16 protein-coding genes are annotated in these 18,472 nt (G+C 45.6%); 4 read left to right on the top strand and 12 right to left on the bottom strand.

The genetic code is table 11. The annotated features are described in order from the left end of the window. Positions 1 to 144: 144 nt before the first annotated feature. The gene (locus tag MHB43_RS09690) at positions 145 to 2,040 is read right to left on the bottom strand and encodes a PrkA family serine protein kinase (RefSeq protein WP_036610009.1); all 1,896 of its coding nucleotides are present in this window, start codon (positions 2,038 to 2,040) and stop codon (positions 145 to 147) included. A gap of 361 nt (positions 2,041 to 2,401) precedes the next feature. Here MHB43_RS09690 and MHB43_RS09685 point away from each other — a divergent pair, with 361 nt between their 5' ends. Further along, positions 2,402 to 3,247 (top strand): DUF2161 domain-containing phosphodiesterase, encoded by an 846-nt coding sequence (locus MHB43_RS09685; RefSeq protein WP_405131835.1) that lies wholly within the window; start codon positions 2,402 to 2,404, stop codon positions 3,245 to 3,247. 112 nt (positions 3,248 to 3,359) lie between these two features. Here the strand turns inward: MHB43_RS09685 and MHB43_RS09680 are convergent, their stop codons facing one another. The 3 genes from MHB43_RS09680 to MHB43_RS09670 form a co-directional block, all read right to left on the bottom strand. Further along, positions 3,360 to 3,986: an FMN-dependent NADH-azoreductase gene (locus MHB43_RS09680; protein ID WP_221823024.1), complete on the bottom strand. Its 627-nt coding sequence runs from the start codon at positions 3,984 to 3,986 to the stop codon at positions 3,360 to 3,362. 191 nt (positions 3,987 to 4,177) lie between these two features. Further along, positions 4,178 to 5,401 (bottom strand): PLP-dependent aminotransferase family protein, encoded by a 1,224-nt coding sequence (locus MHB43_RS09675; protein ID WP_076209159.1) that lies wholly within the window; start codon positions 5,399 to 5,401, stop codon positions 4,178 to 4,180. Between the two features lie 136 nt (positions 5,402 to 5,537). After that, the gene (locus MHB43_RS09670) at positions 5,538 to 6,194 is read right to left on the bottom strand and encodes a response regulator transcription factor (protein WP_017689577.1); all 657 of its coding nucleotides are present in this window, start codon (positions 6,192 to 6,194) and stop codon (positions 5,538 to 5,540) included. A gap of 439 nt (positions 6,195 to 6,633) precedes the next feature. Between MHB43_RS09670 and MHB43_RS09665 the strand changes: the two genes are divergently transcribed. Both MHB43_RS09665 and MHB43_RS09660 read left to right on the top strand, forming a co-directional pair. Continuing rightward, positions 6,634 to 7,044, top strand: coding sequence for a uroporphyrinogen-III C-methyltransferase (locus tag MHB43_RS09665; RefSeq protein ID WP_017689578.1), 411 nt, complete (start codon positions 6,634 to 6,636; stop codon positions 7,042 to 7,044). Continuing rightward, the gene (locus tag MHB43_RS09660) at positions 7,041 to 8,105 is read left to right on the top strand and encodes a phosphodiester glycosidase family protein (RefSeq protein WP_221823021.1); all 1,065 of its coding nucleotides are present in this window, start codon (positions 7,041 to 7,043) and stop codon (positions 8,103 to 8,105) included. Before MHB43_RS09665 ends, MHB43_RS09660 begins: the two co-directional genes overlap by 4 nt. A gap of 299 nt (positions 8,106 to 8,404) precedes the next feature. On the opposite strand, the gene MHB43_RS09655 is transcribed toward MHB43_RS09660, so the two are convergent. The 6 genes from MHB43_RS09655 to MHB43_RS09630 all read right to left on the bottom strand — a co-directional run bounded on the left by MHB43_RS09655 (position 8,405) and on the right by MHB43_RS09630 (position 16,067). After that, positions 8,405 to 9,421 carry a LacI family DNA-binding transcriptional regulator gene (locus MHB43_RS09655; protein ID WP_221823019.1) on the bottom strand — a complete coding sequence of 339 codons (1,017 nt, stop codon included), beginning with the start codon at positions 9,419 to 9,421 and terminating at the stop codon, positions 8,405 to 8,407. Between the two features lie 77 nt (positions 9,422 to 9,498). Beyond that, positions 9,499 to 11,664, bottom strand: a complete 2,166-nt coding sequence (gene bglX, locus MHB43_RS09650; protein WP_405131834.1) for a beta-glucosidase BglX — start codon at positions 11,662 to 11,664, stop codon at positions 9,499 to 9,501. Positions 11,665 to 11,762: 98 nt separating this feature from the next. Continuing rightward, positions 11,763 to 13,358, bottom strand: a complete 1,596-nt coding sequence (locus MHB43_RS09645; RefSeq protein ID WP_307538221.1) for an ABC transporter substrate-binding protein — start codon at positions 13,356 to 13,358, stop codon at positions 11,763 to 11,765. A gap of 52 nt (positions 13,359 to 13,410) precedes the next feature. Beyond that, entirely contained in the window at positions 13,411 to 14,313 is a 903-nt protein-coding gene (locus MHB43_RS09640) for a carbohydrate ABC transporter permease (RefSeq protein ID WP_076209164.1), read from the bottom strand. Positions 14,314 to 14,331: 18 nt separating this feature from the next. Continuing rightward, complete coding sequence (locus tag MHB43_RS09635; protein ID WP_017689585.1) at positions 14,332 to 15,291, bottom strand: sugar ABC transporter permease; 960 nt, start codon at positions 15,289 to 15,291, stop codon at positions 14,332 to 14,334. 11 nt (positions 15,292 to 15,302) lie between these two features. Then, complete coding sequence (locus tag MHB43_RS09630) at positions 15,303 to 16,067, bottom strand: alpha/beta hydrolase family protein (protein ID WP_221823013.1); 765 nt, start codon at positions 16,065 to 16,067, stop codon at positions 15,303 to 15,305. Between the two features lie 473 nt (positions 16,068 to 16,540). Between MHB43_RS09630 and MHB43_RS09625 the strand changes: the two genes are divergently transcribed. Further along, positions 16,541 to 17,458, top strand: a complete 918-nt coding sequence (locus tag MHB43_RS09625; protein WP_405131833.1) for a serine hydrolase domain-containing protein — start codon at positions 16,541 to 16,543, stop codon at positions 17,456 to 17,458. Between the two features lie 99 nt (positions 17,459 to 17,557). On the opposite strand, the gene MHB43_RS09620 is transcribed toward MHB43_RS09625, so the two are convergent. After that, positions 17,558 to 17,812, bottom strand: a complete 255-nt coding sequence (locus MHB43_RS09620) for an AbrB/MazE/SpoVT family DNA-binding domain-containing protein (RefSeq protein WP_036610032.1) — start codon at positions 17,810 to 17,812, stop codon at positions 17,558 to 17,560. A 167-nt stretch (positions 17,813 to 17,979) separates the two neighbouring features. Next, entirely contained in the window at positions 17,980 to 18,447 is a 468-nt protein-coding gene (gene trmL / locus MHB43_RS09615; RefSeq protein ID WP_076209167.1) for a tRNA (uridine(34)/cytosine(34)/5-carboxymethylaminomethyluridine(34)-2'-O)-methyltransferase TrmL, read from the bottom strand. Positions 18,448 to 18,472 lie beyond the last annotated feature (25 nt).

The raw sequence follows: 18,472 nt of genomic DNA, 5'->3' as shown, positions 1-18,472 counted from the left end.
AGAACTAATTCTCTTTAAAATTAACCTTATTTATCAGCTTTTTAGATTAATATGACCTTCATGTAATTAAAAAGGCCCTGACTCTGCTGTGAAGGAGCCTCACAGCAGACATCAGGAGCCTGATCCGGAATGGTTTGTTGCCGATTAGCGATTAAGCAGACTGCCCACATAACGTAACAGTTCATTCGCGCTGGCTGCGGTGTATCCATGTTCCTCAATTAAGCGTTTAATGACTTCATTCATACGTTTCAATTGTGTTGCATCCGGTGTTTTGGTTGAGGTTGTGATCTTGACGATGTCTTTCAGATCGGTGAACAACTTCTTCTCAATCGCTTCACGCAAACGGTCATGGCTGCTGTATTCGAACTTGCGCTCCTTGCGGGAGTATGCCGAGATTCGGATCAGAATCTCTTCTCTGAACGCTTTCTTTGCATTCTCGGAGATCCCGATCTGTTCCTCGATGGATCGCATCAGACGCTCATCCGGGTCCATCTCTTCATCCGTGAGCGGGTCACGAATCTTGGACCAGTTGCAGAATGCTTCAATGTTATCGAGGTAGTTCTCAAACAATGTTCTTGCGGATTCCTCGAATGAGTACACAAATGCTTTCTGCACTTCCTTCTTGGCCAGTTCATCATACTCCTTGCGTGCAAGAGCAATGAAGTTCAAATAACGCTCCCGCTCTTCCTTTGTAATCGAAGCATGTTGGTCCAGACCGTCCTTGATCGCCCGCAGAATGTCCAGCGCGTTAATGCACTGAAGATTTTGCTTGATCAAAGCACTGGAGATCCGGTTAATGACATACCGCGGATCAATGCCGGACATCCCTTCATCCAAATACTCATTTTGCATCTCGCGCAGATCGGCTTCTTTGTATCCTTCCACTTCTTCACCGTCATACATGCGCATCTTTTTAACGAGATCCATGCCTTGTTTCTTCGTTTCCTTCAAGCGGGTAAGTATCGAAAAAATGGCTGCAGTCCGCAGTGCATGCGGTGCAATATGAACATGCTTCATGTCACTTTGCTGAATGAGCTTGGCATAGATTTTCTCTTCCTCGGACACTTTCAGATTGTACGGAATCGGCATGACAATCATCCGGGATTGCAGTGCCTCATTCTTCTTGTTGGAGATAAAAGACTTATACTCCGATTCATTCGTATGCGCCACAATCATTTCATCCGCACTGATTAAGGCAAAGCGTCCTGCTTTGAAGTTCCCTTCCTGCGTAAGTGACAGGAGATTCCACAGGAATTTCTCATCACATTTTAACATCTCCTGGAACTCCATTAACCCACGGTTTGCCTTGTTCAACTCCCCATCAAAACGATAGGCACGTGGATCGGATTCGGAACCAAACTCCGTAATGGTGGAGAAGTCAATACTACCCGTCAGATCGGCAATATCCTGTGATTTCGGATCGGATGGGCTGAACGTTCCTATTCCCACGCGATTATCTTCGGAAACAATGACCCGTTCCACCGGTACCTTGCTGATATCACCACCATATTCGGTACGGAGTCTCATCTGGCAGGATGGGCAAAGGTTACCCTCAATACGGACTCCAATTTCCTTTTCCACTTCAGGACGAAGCTCCAGTGGAATCAGATGCAGCGGTTCCTCATGCATCGGGCATCCATCAATGGCGTATATGGCACCTTTCTCTGTCCGCGAGAACTGTTCAAGCCCCCGCTTCAGCAGTGTCACCAGCGTCGATTTCCCTCCACTTACGGGACCCATCAGGAGCAAGATCCGCTTCCGTACATCCAAACGACGTGCTGCCGAGTGGAAGTATTCTTCAACCAGCTTTTCAATCGAACGATCCAGTCCAAAAATCTCCTGTTCAAAAAACTTGTACCGCTTATGCCCACCTACTTCTTCAACGCCAAACGATTCAATCATCTCATACACTCTGGCGTGAGCCGTCATTGCCGGAGTCGGGTCCTCTCTCAGCAGTGCAATATAATCTTCAAATGTTCCGTTCCATGTCAAACGGTCACTCTCTGCCCGATGTTCCGCAACGCGTTCAAAAATATTCATGCTTGGTACCTCCCATGGCTCCTTTAGTGTGATTGTCAACCATTCCGAATGGTATGAAGAAATCAATAGAATTGCGGCTCCTGCTTGAATACCAATCTTGCGGTTCTGTGTAGTCCCGCCACCCTCTGTCCAAACGTCTTGTTTTGTTGTGAAAAGTGTATTACATACCTATGCGGCAATTCGGATAAGTTGACCTCTTTTTTTCAATCAACCACTTCGAATTTTGGCTTTTCCCTGTTCTATCAGACATCTTGTGCCTTCAGAAAAAAAAGAACGAATATGATATAATGAGGGTTCTAAATTTAGGAAACCGGACAACACATGGTCAGAGACAGGCCACTTCTGGAAAGGAGCACGGACGATGGCAGTGAAATACGAAACCGAATTATATTCGCCTGTGAAGGCTTTCTTCGAGCAGCGTGGCTTCGACGTCAAGGCGGAAGTCAGACATTGTGACCTCGTCGGAGTCAGATCGGACCAGGACGAACCACTCATTGTGGAGATGAAAAAAACATTTAACCTCTCCTTGTTACTACAGGGCATGCAGCGCTTGAAACTTAGCCCGTTCGTGTATCTGGCCGTCGAGCGCAATCGCAGTAAACGCGGAGCCGTAAACCAACGCTGGAGCGAACTGACCGCACTATGCAGACAGCTCGGTCTGGGGCTACTGACTGTCACATTTTACAAAACCAAAGCTCCCCTGATTGATGTACTGTGCGAACCTTCAGCCCAGACACCCCTTACTAGCGCCAATCAAGTTGCTCGCAAAAGCGGTGTTCGGCGGAAACGATTGCTCAAGGAATTCGACGAACGCAGTGGAGACTACAATACGGGAGGCAGCACACGAAGACAGCTGGTCACAGCATATCGTGAGAAGGCTTTACGTGTCGCATCCGCTCTACGGACGAACGGAGAAGCCTCTCCGGCCAACCTTGCCAGACAGACAGGCGTAGGTTCTGCAGCAGGGATTCTGCAAAAAAATTATTATGGCTGGTTTGAACGCCTCTCCCGTGGAAAATATATTTTGACGATTAAGGGAGTACAGGCGTTAACCGAGCATGCACACATGCTTGAGGATAATGATATGATTGAACGAACCATTAATGAACTCGATGTAACGTATTCTGTATCTGGTGAAAATAAGGACGACCTTGCATACATCGCTGAAACAGCGGAGCAGTACTTGAAAAATACAGGCAAGATCTGATTCTGATCATCTGAAAGTAACGGATACGAAAAAATGAGAATGCAAAAAAAACACCTGTAATCTCCACTGGAGACTACAGGCGTTTTGATGTGTTCTATATAAATGATTGCTATTAGAATTTTACTGCTACTTCGGAAGCCAATTTCAGACCTGCAGTAACGATTTCTTCAGCACGATCTGCAGAAGCGTTATGTCCTTCAACGATAACCACTTCTGGGTTTTGAATGCCCCACAAGCCGAGAACTGTTTTCAGGAAGTTCAGGGACATTTCAGCAGCTGCCATTGGGCCTTCGGAATATACGCCACCACGTGCGTTAAGCAAAGCTACTTTTTTGTCGCCAGCAAGTCCTACAGGACCTTCAGCAGTGTATTTGAATGTTTTACCAGCTTGGCTCAGGTAAGCAATGTAGTTTACCAATGGAGCTGGAACAGTGAAGTTCCACAGTGGGAATGCAAATACAACTTTGTCAGCTGCCAGGAATTGATCTTGCAATTGTGCTGCAAGTAAAGCTGCTTTTTGCTCGTCAGCTGTCAGTTCAAAACCGTTAGCTGCTTTGTAAGTACCGGTGATAGCAGTGTTACCATAGAATGGGAATTCTGTATTGTAGAGATCCAACTCAGTAACTGTGTCACCTGGGTGAGACTCTTTGTATGCGCTCAAGAATGCATCGTACAATTTAACGCTGACTGCTTGATCTGCAGGACGGTCATTTGCTTTAACAAATAAAATATTAGACATGTTGAATTTTCCCCCGTTAGATAAAATATATGAGTGCATTTTCTGAACCGGCCACCATTGTAGCTTATATAAAGAAACCAACAACTCATTAATTCATATTATATATAAAAATGTTAGTGGATGCAATAACGTAATCACTTTGGTCATGAACCCATTTTAATTTTTGCTAAAAAATCTATTTTTGATCTGACTTAGCTACGAGCCGTAAATTCGGCAATGGTTTCACTGATCAGGTTCATGCCAAGCAGCAATTCATCCCGGCCCGGATGGCTAAAGTTCAATCGAATATAACGTTGATCCTGTACACCTGTAGAACATAGTGATCCAGGAAGAAAGGATACACCTTTGGGCAAAGCCGCTTTAAGCAGAGCGCCACTATCCAATCCTTCAGGCAACTGTACCCACAGATACATTCCGCCCTCAGGGATGTTGTACTGACACCCTTTCCAGCCAGGTCTTTTCAACAGTTCAAGCATCAGTTTGAGTCTTGTCTTATACTCCCGATTCAACATGGATAGGTGATCACTCCAACGAAAAGGGGAATGGGCAAGCAATTGATACAACAGCCGCTGATTCATCGGACTGGACTGACCATCTGCAATTCGTTTAACCGAGGCCATGGCCTGAATCAGCGCAGGATGTCCAGCAGCCCATCCGGTTCGAAGAGCGGGCGCTACCGTTTTGCTGAACGAACCAATGTAGAGAACATGTCCACCCTGATCGGCAGTATCCAGTGCAAAAAGTGAAGGATATTTACGATAGAATTCCGTTGGCTCAAGGCCATCGAAATGGAGCTCTCCATAAGAATCATCTTCCACAAGCAGTACACCATAGCGCGAACACAGCTCAAGGACTGCCTCCCGCCGCTCCATACTCCACAAAGCACCGGTCGGATTCGAGAAACTGGGTGCAGCAAAAAGCAGCTTCGGTCTAACCTGCTGCATGTGATGCTCCAAAAGGTCTGGCAGTATGCCGTCCCGATCACCCATTACGGGCACAATTTTGGCTCCTTGCATCTCCAGAACCTCAAGACAGCCTGGAGATGTGGGATGTTCAACCAGTACAGAATCTCCTGGCTCAAGCAATAGACGCATCACCAGATCAATGGCCTGCTGGGTACCAGTGGTCAACAGAATCTGTTCGGGTACCGTTCGTATGCCTTTGCGTGCATTCCAGTCTTTGTTCAGCCACTCTCTTAGGGGGGTGTAGCCTGCTGGCTCTCCATATTGCAATGCGGAGGGGCCTGAACTAAAGACAGACACCGCTGCTTCTTCCAACAATTTGAAAGGAAACAACTCCTCCGCAGGCAATTCTTCTGCCAGAGATATGAAATAATCCCTGCCAGACATCTCACGTATATCCCTCAGTGGTGATGACAAAAGCCTGTTGGTACGGGAAGCAAAGAAATATTTCATCGATCCGTTCCCCTTTCATCCCTATTCCGAAACTGTACTCGCAGTCCGCAGCCCTACAACCTATTCCTGCTCGCCATCGAATATGACCGGATGCATACCGAACTGTTGTGATCATGGGAAGAACAAACCTGTTTCGTCAGGATCCCGTCTTCACTTGTCTTGCATGCAAGGCATAACGTTCAATGGCCTGTGCTCTACTGCTTACTTCCAGCTTCACGTATATTTTACGCAGGTAATTATCAATGGAACGTCTGCTAACGTTGATCTCATTCGCTATTTTATCATAGGTTACACCCTGAACAATTCTTTCCATGATAAAAGTTTCGGTTTCTGTTAATTCAATGACACGTGCTTCTGTCGGAGACTCCACAGGTTGCGCCCACTCCGCACTGTTTAACCACGACAATGGAATGGACACATGGCCCTCACGTAATCCAGAGATCAGATGAATCAGCTGGCTAGGGGAAGCCTGTTTGGATAACATGCCGCTTGCACCAAGGCTCATCAAATGACGAAACAGCTTCACATTGTCTTCATCCGTCAAAATAATGATGTGACTGTGAGCTGACAGATTCTTCATCTGGGCAATATATTGATCTGCCTGACCCTCCGGAAGACGATAATCCATTAGAATCAGATCAGGCTGGTGAATATTCACCAGATCGAGCCCTTCTGTTCCGGTCGAAGTCATGCCACGTACCGTCAGATCTTGCTGCTCTTCCAAAATCAATTTTGTACCGAGCATGCTGGTGGGGTGGATATCTATGATGACCACCTGCCATACTTTTTTCATTGTTGTTCCCCCTGTTATGTATTGGACAAATAACTTTTAAATTCTGTCATGATGAATTCATCGTCTATGCGACAATCCGAGTATAGAAGAAGCATAGGTCGGATTATGTCGAAAAACAGAAAAATACAGGAGGAAGCCGATAAAAAGGCTCTATTTTCACTGTATTTTGTTATAAAAACACCATGACGTCCATCTTCCCATCCCCGGGAAGGTCAAAATATAGTATAAATTTCCTGCATTTCTATCTAAAAAAGTCGAAAAACCTGCCCAAAGTTCCTACTTATTGCATCTATAAGAAATTGTATCCTAGGACTTCCTTCCGATGCAATCTCTTTTTACTCTATTAAGTAAAGAATTTCATTTTTGCGTAATCAATAGGGGCATGATAGAATGAGGACTGGAAATTTTTTTGTACCTATAAATGACCAGGAGTGATGATATGAAACCATCTGCCCCGTCCTCTGACATCCATCACACCCGGAGCGCCAAAGGCAAGGCTGGATCTTCAATCAAGCTGTTTCTGGTAATGTGGATTGTTCTCATTGCACTAGGAGTCGTTGGAACCTACTATTATAGTAACCATCTCCAGCAACAGATGATTAACCAGCTTCAAGCCCATAATCAGCAGCAGATTGCAGCACTAAAAACCGACTATGAAAATCAGCTAACAACGATATCAAAGGAAGTAGAAGATCTGCAGGGACAGGTTCAATCCTTCAATGAATTGCTGACTTTCACCAAGGATAATGCAAGTGACAAAACGGATAACAGCAACAAACTGTATACCCAGCTGAGCGAAGTCAAAAAACAACTGGAGACACTCCAGAAAAAGATGGACCTGCTCAAATGATTACACCCGTCAAACAGGTTAATCGTTTTTTTATGCTTGCACTCGCTCCTTTTGTTGGATTGATATTATGCCTGCTGCTGCTTCGTCCTCCACTTGAACCCGGAGGTTTGATGCCTACCGAACTGTCAGAGGATACGATTACACCCCGGACCCAAGCAATTAGCCAAGAGCTTGCGGGGGCAAAAGATGCTGCTGTCCAGACTTCTTCTTCTATTAAAAGAACGACACAGCTCTATAATAAAACAACAAGTACGATGTCTACACTTGTACAGAAGGCTTCCGCCCAAGCGGATCGTCCGGAAATGATCTACAACAAACGGATTTCATCCAAGCTGGGCGTTCCATTTGAACGGGTAGACAGTGACCGGTTAACGATTGAAATGTACAGAGTGAATCCTGGCAGCTATAAGGGCTATGCCATGAAGATCAAGCTAAAAGACCCTACAGCCATGCAGATGGCTCTAGACAGTGAACCTGGGCGTTCTGAGACGACCATGCAGGCTGTGAAGCGTAACGGCGCAATTGCCGGGATTAACGCAGGTGGATTTGCTGACAGTGGGGGCAAACGTTATCCACTTAGCACAACCGTCATGGACGGGAAGTACGTGAACGGTTTTCAGGCCAGTTTCAAAGATCTGTTTTTTGTAGGACTTAACGATGCCGGCAAACTGGTCGGAGGCAAGTTCTTCGACAAAAACTCACTGGATCGCCTGCAACCACAATTTGGGGCTACGTTTGTACCCGTGCTGCTACAGAATGGACGTAAAACTGCAATTCCCGACAAGTGGAAGGTATCACCCAAACGAGCCCCACGTACAGTCATTGGCAATTATAAGGATGATCAGTTACTGATTATTGTAGTTGACGGATATAATGAGGGCGGAAGTTCCGGTGCTACCCTTGAAGAGCTGCAAGGGCGGTTGTACAAGCTTGGGGTGATCGACGCCTATAATCTGGATGGCGGTGGATCATCCTCGCTTATTCTGAATAATCGGGTCGTGAATAACCCTTCAGATGGCAGCCTCAGACCGGTGCCCACACACTTTTTATTTTACAAATAATAGGGTGAAGCATTTCTTTTCTACCTATAATGGTTATAATAGAAGAAAATGAGCTTGTGCAGGAGGTGCGAAGGGCATGTCATTTTCACTGACATTCTGGATTATTGCAATCGTATTGACTCTCTTCATTACAGGCATTCTCACTTCATCCTACAACAATGACAAAACAAAAGGCTTGTAAAGGCCAAGCCTCTCTCCGGAGAGGCTTTTTTCTATTGCTTCATCCTCGAAACAGCAAGAGACAAGGCTTAAAAGAATGATTCGATTCTTCTAAGCCTTGTCTCTTGCTGTATTCGGGATCAATAGCTAACCGCCCTGTCATTCCGCATAGATATAACCGAATCAGACGGACTAGGCCCACTCACCGACCCACCCTCAACTAATGTCACATAAATTCGCTCATGATCAACGGGTTCTCCAGCAATAATTTTGATCAATTGTTCGGCAGCAAGCGATCCCCACTTGCGCTTGGAATAATCAATGCTTGCCAATCTCGGCTGGACATACTTGCTCAATTCAATATTGTCGAATCCGATGACATCAATCTCCTGACCAACGCCGAGTGCACTGTCTGCCAGACGATCACACAAGCCAATAGCCATCTCATCATTGAGGCAGAATACCGCTGCGGGTCCATCATACACCTGCACAATCTGATCTGCGGCTTGTTCTCCACCACTCTTTTCAAAATCTCCCGTGATCTCAATCCATTCCACATCGGCTTCACGTTCCGCAACCTGTCTCACAGCCTTTAACCGCTGCACAGAGTCAAACGAACCTTCCGGTCCTGTCACCACGTAGATTTTCTTATGTCCCTGTTCAATCAGATGTTCCATCGCAAGTGTCGCCCCGGCCTTATTATCCAGCAGAACCTGATTAATGTTGGGATGATCCATCTCACGGTCCAATACAACGATTTTGTGCCCACGATCGGCATACTGCATTAGTTCCTCACTTGCAAACGTATGATCCAGAATGATCGCACCATCAATCATTCTCTCTGGAAGCATGCGATGGGATTGTTTACCACTGCACACGATCAGGTCATAACCTTGAGCATTACATACGGCTTTCATGCCACTCAGCAAGTCTCCATACACATCTCCTCTAAAATCGGTCAAGAATACACCTAGAATTTTGGATTCCCTCTTCTTCAGTGTTCTTGCTGCGGCATTTGGAACATAGTTCAGTTCTTTGGCAATGGCCAAAATTTTGGAACTCGTCTCATCGGTCACTTTGTTGCTGCCATTCAGCGCATATGACACAGTAGAGATGGAAACTCCCGCCTGTTTGGCGATATCCTTGATACTGACCACATTCTTCGCTCCCCTGTTATGTTCATCAGGCCTTCCATAACAAAAGGCCTGACACATTACTCTTTCCATTCACCGGATTAAACAAGTCTGAATGATTTCTTCTGAGTATCCCGACTGTTTGCACCCACAAGAATATGGAACTCGCCTCGATCACTGCGGTGACTTAAGTCGGAATGGTGATAACGAAGCTGTTCTTCGTTTAATGTAAACGTGGCTGTACCACTCTCGCCTGGCGCCAGTGCAAGCTTCACATATCCTTTCAGCTCACGCATAGGACGAACGACTTCACCCGTTACATCACGAACGTACAACTGAACGGTCTCCACGCCTGCGCGCTCACCCGTGTTCGTTACACGTACTTGAATGCTCAGGGACTCTTCGGCAGTCATCTCGTTACTTGACACTTCCAGATCACCATAAGAGAACGAAGTGTATGAGAGACCATAACCGAACGGAAGCAAAGTTTCATTTGGGCTGTCAATGTATTTGGAGACATAACGTTCTTCCGTCTTCTCCGGGTTCAGTGGACGACCTGTATTGAAATGGTTGTAATAGACCGGAATCTGACCTACGGACTGCGGGAAGGACATCGTCAGACGTGCGGATGGATTCACCACACCTGTCAGAACATCTGCGATCGCTGCTCCGCCTTCACTACCTGGGAACCAGGCTTCAAGAACAGCTTCCGATTCATCGATTACACCATGCAGATCCAATGGACGGCCGTTGAAGATAACGCTGGCAATCGGTTTTCCCGCTGCTTTGAGCTGTTTAACCAATTCCAATTGGGCTGCTGGCAGCCGAATATCCGTGCGTGAGCCACCTTCTCCACTCATCTCGGAGTCTTCACCAAGAGCAAGGACAATCAGATCTGCTTTGCTTGCCACTTCCAGGGCTTCGGCAATCTGCTCAGCTGTAATCGTATGAACATTACTGCCTTGAGCAAATTGAACTTTCCCACCCGTCAGGCGTTCTTGCAGAGCTGTTCCCAACTTGACTGCATCTTCCTTAACCCCTTCACAGGACCACCAGCCCAGAATATCAGGACTCTGTGCAAAAGGACCAATGAGGGCTACATTAGCATCAGGTTGAAGTGGAAGCACGCTGCCATTATTTTTCAACAGGACAGCCGATTTGGTTGCCAGTTCATACGATACCTGACGGTGCTCTTTGGAGAATACAATCTCACGTTCACGTTCAGGATCAGCTGCACGAAGTGGGTTATCGAACAAGCCCAGCTTTTCTTTCAGTTGCAGAATTCGCAGAACGGCTTCATCAATGAGCTTCTCATCCACTTCACCACTCTCAATCAGTTCAGGCAAATGATGCACATAACAAGGTGTCATCATCTCCATATCTACTCCTGCGCGAATGGCACGATATGCCGCTTCACGATCATCTTCTGCAGCACCATGCGCAATCATCTCGCGAATGGAAGCCCAATCCGAGATCAATACACCATCAAAGCCCCACTCGTCACGCAAAATGCCGCGCATTAACTTCTCATTGCCACTTGCCGGAATACCGTCAACCGTATTGAACGAAGTCATGACCATTTCCACGCCCGCATCCAACGCTGCTTTGTATGCTGGCAAATAGTACTCACGCAGGTTACGCTCAGACATGTCCACCGTATTGTAATCCCGACCACCCTCAGCCGCTCCATAAGCCGCAAAGTGTTTCACACAGGCTGCAAGACGATCTGGCTCATCCTTCAAGCTATCGCCCTGATATCCACGTACAAACGCAGCCGCGAACAAACTGTTCAGATAAGGATCTTCTCCTGTTGTTTCCATCACACGGCCCCAGCGCGGGTCACGAACCAGATCCACCATCGGTGCAAAGGTAACATGCAAACCGGATACAGCTGATTCACGTGCTGCAATTTCAGCACTTTTCTCAGCCAGTTCTGTGTCCCATGAACAACCGATCGCCAGTGGAATCGGGAAAATAGTTTTGAATCCATGAACTACGTCAGCCATGAACAAAAGCGGAATGCCCAAACGGCTTTTCTTCATATAAGCTTGCTGTACATCAATGATAGCCTGCGCACCGGACAATCCCAGAATGGACCCACTGGCATCCACGGACTGCTCCGTAATTCCCATCTCTTCCATTGGCCCTGTGATCTGACCTTCCACATTCGTTCCTTCATAGAAGTTGGCAGTCAACTGAAGAAGTTGTGCTGTTTTTTCCTCCAACGTCATCTGTTTCACCAGGTCTAACAACTGGTCGTTATTCATCTAATCGTATCCTCCACTATAAGTTGTTGAAATAAAGAACCCGGCTGCGTTCGGGGAGAGACCGCGCACCGGGTTCAAAATTAATTACTGAATGATTACTAGAATTTATCGTTTAGCTCATCCAGATAAGGTTGAACCAGGGACATTTTACTGTTTACCCATTCTTTCCAGTTTGCCTCTAGATCTCCGTTTTTGAGGATCAAGTTGGCATATTCATTCTGGTAGTCGAATGAAGCCTGACTCTTAGCTTTGGAATCGTACAGGTTGACATCCCAATCGTATGGTGCAAGCGATTTGCCTTCTGTACCAAGTTTTGCTTTTTCTTCGAACAATTTCACGGCTCTATCACGGTAATCTTTTTTGATTGCAGGGTTTACAACACTGAAGTCGTCACCGAGCAGATACAGACCTTCGAAACGTGCTGGATATTTATCTTCCAATACCGTTCCTTCTGGCAACAAGCTAACGAGTTCGTTGTTTTCATCATACTTCCAATCTTTTCCTTCAAAGCCCATGTTGATGAGCAACTGTCCTTCTTTTGTTGCGGAGTAATCGATCAGATCCATGATCCGTTCGAATTTCTCGTCACTGATGTCTGGATTGAAGATCAATGCAGACCAGAAGTTGGCTTGCTCCATGTTACGGTATTTCCCGTCATCGCCCACTACGATTGCTGTGTGTACCAGTTCATCACTATCTACACCCAGATTTTTTTTCATATCGGAATCCAGACCTTGTCTGTACGAAGCCAGTCCGCCCAGACTTGTTACAGCAGCTGTACCTGTTACTTTGAAATTGTTTTGACCTTCATTGTTTTTCCATGTGTAGAACTCAGGATTGAGCAGTCCGTCTTTATAGGCTTTTTGCATCAATTTAAGTCCTGTCAGCGTTTCAGGATCTGCTGGTCCCCAGTGGAATTGGCCATCTTCACCTTTGTAGAAAGGAGAGTCAGTCATGGCATGCACACTGTTTGGCATAATCATGTTTGTCATGGCATCTGCCGCATTGTAGGACAGAGGTACAAGTTTGTTACCCACTTTGCCTGGATCTTTTTCTTTCACTAGCGCAGCATATTCGTTCAATTCAGTTGTTGTATAAGCATCTTTCAGTTCAAAACCAACCGCTTCAGCCCAGTCTTTACGAAGCGCAATGACACCAATTTGGTTCGTCAGTGGATCAGCTGGTTTGTTCTCGAAGTAGATTGGTCTAGGCAGGACATATGTTCCACCCGTCAATTCTTCCAACTTGTCTCCAAGACCCGTCAAATTGTAAGCTGCTGCGACGTTAGGCCAGCGTTCTTTCCAGTCATCCGGGAATTTGTAGAACAAACCTTGTTCAATGCTGTTAATGGCATCGCCATGTACGTAGTTCCATACCGCTACATCCGGCAAGTCGCCAGAGTTGATCCACAGACGAAGCTTCTCGCCCCATGAATCCCAATCAATATAGTTGTAGTCCCATGTTACATTGAATTTGTCTGTCCAGAACTTATGGAAGTCATTATCCAGGTTCCCGTTTTTGATTTCTGTCAGGTTAGCTACAGAGATGGTCAGGTTGTCTTTGTAATTTCCCTCTGCATCTTTTTCGTTACCACCTGAAGCTCCTTGGCTGGAACAAGCGGTCACCATCAGCATCACTACACTAAGCGTGATGGCAAAGAGAGCTCTTACTGACAACTTTTTGTTCGTTTTCATGTTTTACCCCCATGTTTTTAGTAGAATTTTATTGCAAAATCCTATACGTATATCAGGTCTTGATTGCCCCTGTTAATACCCCTTTGGCAAAGTGTTTTTGCAGCATTGGGAAGAAACACATAATTGGTACCATGGTGACAAATACGGCTGCCATCTTCATGCCCATTGAGAAGTTGCTTGCCTGGGCAGCATCCACACTGGATGCATTGGATGCATTCGTCGTAGATGTCACGATAATATTTCGGAGTACATTCTGGAGCGGTAACTGATCCGCTTTTCGAAGGAATATCATCGCATCATACCAACTGTTCCAGTAAGCCACACCGTAGAACAACGTGATTGTAGCCATAATCGGTGTAGCCAGCGGAAGAACAACAGAGAACAAAATTCTCCACTCTCCGGCTCCATCCAGTCTCGCCGATTCCATGAGTGATTCAGGCAAGGTGTAGAAGTAATTCATCATCAGAATCATGTTAAAAGCACTGAAGCTTCCCGCCAGAATGACGGACCACAGGGTACCTGTAAGATGAAGTGATTTCATGATCAGGTACAGCGGTACGATACCACCATTAAAGATCATGGTGAACAGTACCAGGAAAAAGAGAAATTTCTTAAACGGAAATTTGTTACGACTAAGCCCATATGCCATGCTTGTTGTCAGGAACAAGCTGAGTGGCAAGCCGATAACTAGCAATATAATTGTATTTTTGTACCCCGACAGAATCGTTCCGTCAGCGAACAATGCCTTGTAGGAATCCAATGTCCATTCTTTAGGGAACATCAAAAATGGATTGTCAGCATATTCTTTTTGTGTTGCAAACGAGATCATGATGACATTCCAGAACGGAATCAGGATCATCAGGGCAAGCACTAGTAATACGGCAAAAATAATGTAATCGAGAAGTGTCATTTTTTCTGTACCAATTCTCGGTTTTTTGTTAGCTTTCTTGCTCATCTCATTTTTCCTCCTCTCTTATCGGAACAAACCGTCTCCGCCAAGCCACTTGGCAAATCTGTCAGCAAGAAGCAGCAAGGCCATATTCACCAGGGAACGGAACAAGCTGACCGCTGTCGAGAATGAGAAATCGGTAGATGACTGGAACGTAATCCGATAGATATATACATCGAGTACTTCCGATACATTTTTGGTAGCGGCATTTGCCAAGTTGAAGATCTGATCAAATCCGGAAGACATCAATCCACCAACCGAGAGAATAAACATGATTGTGATGGTTGGAAGGATGTTCGGTAAAGTAATTTTGAACATCTGTTGCATACGGGATGCCCCGTCAATCTGTGCTGATTCATACTGATCCTGATCAATACCGGAAATGGCAGCCAGGAATATAATCGCGCCCCATCCACTTGATTTCCAAATATCAGTCAACAGCAACATGGGTACAAAATTGGATTCAGACCCCAGGAAGTTAATCGTTGGCAATCCGAGTAGTCCGAGCGCGCTGTTTACCAGTCCGTCATATGCCAGCACATTGATGACTACCCCGGATACGATGATCCAGGACAGGAAGTGTGGGAACGTAAGAACGGTTTGGAACAATTTTTTTCCTCTGCGCATCCGCAATTCATTCAGCAACAGCGCCAGAATGATCGGGAATGGGAACTGAATAATCAGTTTCAGAATATTGATGTACAGCGTACGCCATACTGCGTCGATAAAGGTTGGATCACGGAAAACATATTTGAAGTTCTCGAATCCGCTCCATGGACTTCCCCAGATGCCCAGATTGGCCTTGTAATCTTTGAATGCCAGAGACAGGCCACCCATCGGCATGTAGGCAAACAGAATTAGCCAGACAAGCCCCGGAATAAGCAGGGTGTATGTCATTCGGTGCTTCCAGATTTCAGTCCAGAGCGAATTGCCCTTCACGTTTCCCTTCAGCTTTTTGCTAGGTCCTTCGGCTGCAGGTTTCACATTGCATCTCCTCACTCTACTATGGTCTTGTCGTTGTACAGAAAATCAAACATCGTTCTCAGGTGGTGCTCCCAAAATCTCCATTCATGAGCCCCCGGCGTCTCCACATACCGAAAATCAAAGGCAGTCCCCTGCATGTATCTCGCATAGTCGCGATTCATCTCTACGAAGGGGTCACTATCGCCACAGCAACTGAGGATATCCGGTAAAGGAACACCCTGTTCCAGCAGCTTGGCCGACAGTGCGTAAATATCCTGATCGGCTTTTACCTGTAAACGTTCTCCAAAAACCGCTTTCATTTCCTTGATCATGGTCGCTGGCATATGAGGATCACGAAGTCGTGTCTGGATATCCGTTACGCCGGATAGGGACACTACTTTGCGATATCGCTCTGGATAAGTTAGTCCACATTTCAGTGCACCATATCCACCCATGGATAAACCGGCGACGTATGTTTTCTCCGGATCAGGATTCAGATTGAGCAGACGCTTGCATATTTCAGGTAACTCCTGAGTGATGTAGTGGAAGTAATTCAGGCCGTATTCCATATCGGTGTAATAGCTACGATTCGCTTCCGGCATAATGATCGTACAGCCATATTGCGCTGCATACATCTCAATTGTGGTTAACCGCTGCCAGGTACTCGCATTATCGCCTGCCCCATGCAACAGATATAGTGTACCGCCTGAAGTCTCTCCGGAGTCACTGGACACAACATGTATGCTGGTATTCATGCATAAGGTTGGCGATCCAGTTTCGATCGTTATATGTGCCATAAATGTAACCCCTCTCATCATCGCCTGCTGTCTTTACTCATTCGTTTCTCTGGCGTTGGATTGCAGGCTGTTGTAGATTCCCTTGTATTACGATGGGTTATCGAAACGATTTTCTCGAATCGTTTCAAAACATAGCCAACGTTGATCCACATGGACTTCATTACAACACTTTTAATGTGGAAGCGATTTCTTCGAATCGTTTCGAATAAATCATAAGCCCGATGAGTAAATCCTGTCAATAACCTTTTTACAAATTTCGCGTTTTTTTCTCGAAAAAATGCTATTTTAAGTCTAAATCTGCGTCCAAAGACACTATTATTACGAAAAAATGAAAATTTAGTAAGTGCGATTACAACTTTAATTGACACCAAACCAGGTTTATACTAACATGGGTTCTGATTTTGCATTCGAATTACGGAAACGTTTCACCAACCGATTTTACTCAGGTTTCACCTGATATTAGGGAGGTTAATATGTCTGAACAACTCAAAGGTTCCATTCATACGATTACGGAGCAACAATTGAATGTTTTTTCCATTCGCATATTACAAAAAGGGCATCTGCTTGCCCATTGGGACCGGGATAAGGACCAGCGCAGGGTACAACATTCCATCAGTAAATCCTTCACGTGTATGGCCGTTGGTCTTGCGCTTGAAGAAGGTCTGTTACATCTGGATGCGACACTTGGTGATTATTTCTCTTATGATCATGTACCCGTTGCACAGCACAAACTCCCATCGCCGCAAGAATTAAAATTGCGTGATCTTCTCCGAATGTCTTCGGGCCATGACTCTCCCCCTCTTTGGGCTGATGAACGAGCTTCATTGACTGAAAAGGACTGGGCGAAATATTACATGTCGCTGCCTCTGGACCGGTTACCTGGAGAACAATTTACATATAGCAGCGGGGATACATTTATGATCTCAGCCATGCTACAGGCTGCTACCGGTCAAACCGTGAAAGATTACCTGACTCCACGGTTATTTGATCCGCTTGGCATCCATGAAGTAGAGTGGGAAACCTCTCCATTGGGGGTAACACTTGGCTGTGCAGGTCTTTGGATAAGCAATGAGGAACTGAGTCGATTTGGACAGTTACTGCTGCAGGAGGGGCTTTGGGAAGGCACACAGCTTGTACCTGCGGATTGGATCAGACAGGCTACGTCCCAGCAGATCGAAACGACTGGAGACGGTGATTGGGGAAAAGGTTATGGGTATCAGTTCTGGATGTGTTCTCATGGCGCTTACCGCGCCGATGGAGCCTATGGTCAATTGTGTATTGTAATTCCCTCTAAGGAAGCTGTCATATGTATTAACAGTGAGGAAGAAAATATGCAAGGCATCCTGAATGCCGTTTGGAATGCGGTTTTACCCCTTTACACCAAGGGTTAGTCTACGTATCTTATCTTATTTAAATTTGCAATTATGCCATCCGATTGAGAATAAAACAAAAAAACGCCACGGGGTCAATGGACCCCATGACGTTATTTCTTATCCGTGCTGTGGAAGCTGAGTCATTTCATCTAAACATTGTGCGCATATGTAACGCTCTTTGAACTCGTTGACTTCCTCGATGGATCCGCAGAAAATACATTTTGGACGATATCTCTCCAAGATAATATGGTCCCCTTGTACTAAGATTTCTACAGGATCTCCCTCATTCATTTGATACCTTTTACGCAAAGATTTAGGCAATACGATCCTACCTAATTGGTCAACTTTGCGAACTACTCCAGCTGGCTTCATAGCTACGGCACACCTCTCCTATCTTACTCTAAATTTCTAGGTACATTTGTACTATGTTTATAGATTCGCCAAGATTTTGTCGAATCCTGCTGGAAATAAACATTTTTTGTCCTTTTTTTTGAAAAATGTTTTTTTTTCGAATTCTAGCCGTCATTTATAACCTGAATTTATCCTTCTAACCCTGGGAAATTGAGCTGGCGCAACGCTTCATATACAATAATTGCTGCCGAATTGGATAGATTTAATGATCTAACGTCACCAGTCATTGGCATTTTCATACATGTATCGGGATTCGCAGCAATTAATTCAGGTGGCAGGCCTTTAGTCTCTTTACCAAAAACAAGGAAATCTCCATCCTGAAAATTAAAATCACTGTATCGGTTTTTCGCCTTCGTAGTTGCGTAGAAGAAACGACCTTCCGGAAATTTTTCCTGAACCTCAGCGAATGAGTCGTGGTATTCAATATGAACAGCATGCCAGTAGTCCAGCCCTGCACGCTTCAATGTAGCATCATCTGTTCGAAATCCAAGTGGACGTACGAGATGCAGATGGGTACCGGTTGCCGCACAAGTACGAGAAATATTGCCTGTGTTCGCCGGAATTTCTGGTTCAACCAGAACGATGTGTAAAGCCATATGTGTTCAATCTCCTTTTCATTTT

The organism is Paenibacillus sp. FSL H8-0317 (assembly GCF_045040685.1).
In the GTDB taxonomy this organism is placed as follows: domain Bacteria; phylum Bacillota; class Bacilli; order Paenibacillales; family Paenibacillaceae; genus Paenibacillus.
Note: the sequence above shows the minus strand (reverse complement) of the source record. Positions and strands in the feature narration are given on the sequence as shown.

Excerpts from the sequence above, each read along its gene's own strand:
- MHB43_RS09690 (WP_036610009.1), bottom strand. The coding sequence starts at position 2,040 with ATGAATATTTTTGAACGCGTTGCGGAACATCGGGCAGAGAGTGACCGT.
- MHB43_RS09685 (WP_405131835.1), top strand. The coding sequence starts at position 2,402 with ATGGCAGTGAAATACGAAACCGAATTATATTCGCCTGTGAAGGCTTTC.
- MHB43_RS09680 (WP_221823024.1), bottom strand. The coding sequence starts at position 3,986 with ATGTCTAATATTTTATTTGTTAAAGCAAATGACCGTCCTGCAGATCAA.
- MHB43_RS09675 (WP_076209159.1), bottom strand. The coding sequence starts at position 5,401 with ATGAAATATTTCTTTGCTTCCCGTACCAACAGGCTTTTGTCATCACCA.
- MHB43_RS09670 (WP_017689577.1), bottom strand. The coding sequence starts at position 6,194 with ATGAAAAAAGTATGGCAGGTGGTCATCATAGATATCCACCCCACCAGC.
- MHB43_RS09665 (WP_017689578.1), top strand. The coding sequence starts at position 6,634 with ATGAAACCATCTGCCCCGTCCTCTGACATCCATCACACCCGGAGCGCC.
- MHB43_RS09660 (WP_221823021.1), top strand. The coding sequence starts at position 7,041 with ATGATTACACCCGTCAAACAGGTTAATCGTTTTTTTATGCTTGCACTC.
- bglX (WP_405131834.1), bottom strand. The coding sequence starts at position 11,664 with ATGAATAACGACCAGTTGTTAGACCTGGTGAAACAGATGACGTTGGAG.
- MHB43_RS09645 (WP_307538221.1), bottom strand. The coding sequence starts at position 13,358 with ATGAAAACGAACAAAAAGTTGTCAGTAAGAGCTCTCTTTGCCATCACG.
- MHB43_RS09640 (WP_076209164.1), bottom strand. The coding sequence starts at position 14,313 with ATGAGCAAGAAAGCTAACAAAAAACCGAGAATTGGTACAGAAAAAATG.
- MHB43_RS09630 (WP_221823013.1), bottom strand. The coding sequence starts at position 16,067 with ATGGCACATATAACGATCGAAACTGGATCGCCAACCTTATGCATGAAT.
- MHB43_RS09625 (WP_405131833.1), top strand. The coding sequence starts at position 16,541 with ATGTCTGAACAACTCAAAGGTTCCATTCATACGATTACGGAGCAACAA.
- MHB43_RS09620 (WP_036610032.1), bottom strand. The coding sequence starts at position 17,812 with ATGAAGCCAGCTGGAGTAGTTCGCAAAGTTGACCAATTAGGTAGGATC.
- trmL (WP_076209167.1), bottom strand. The coding sequence starts at position 18,447 with ATGGCTTTACACATCGTTCTGGTTGAACCAGAAATTCCGGCGAACACA.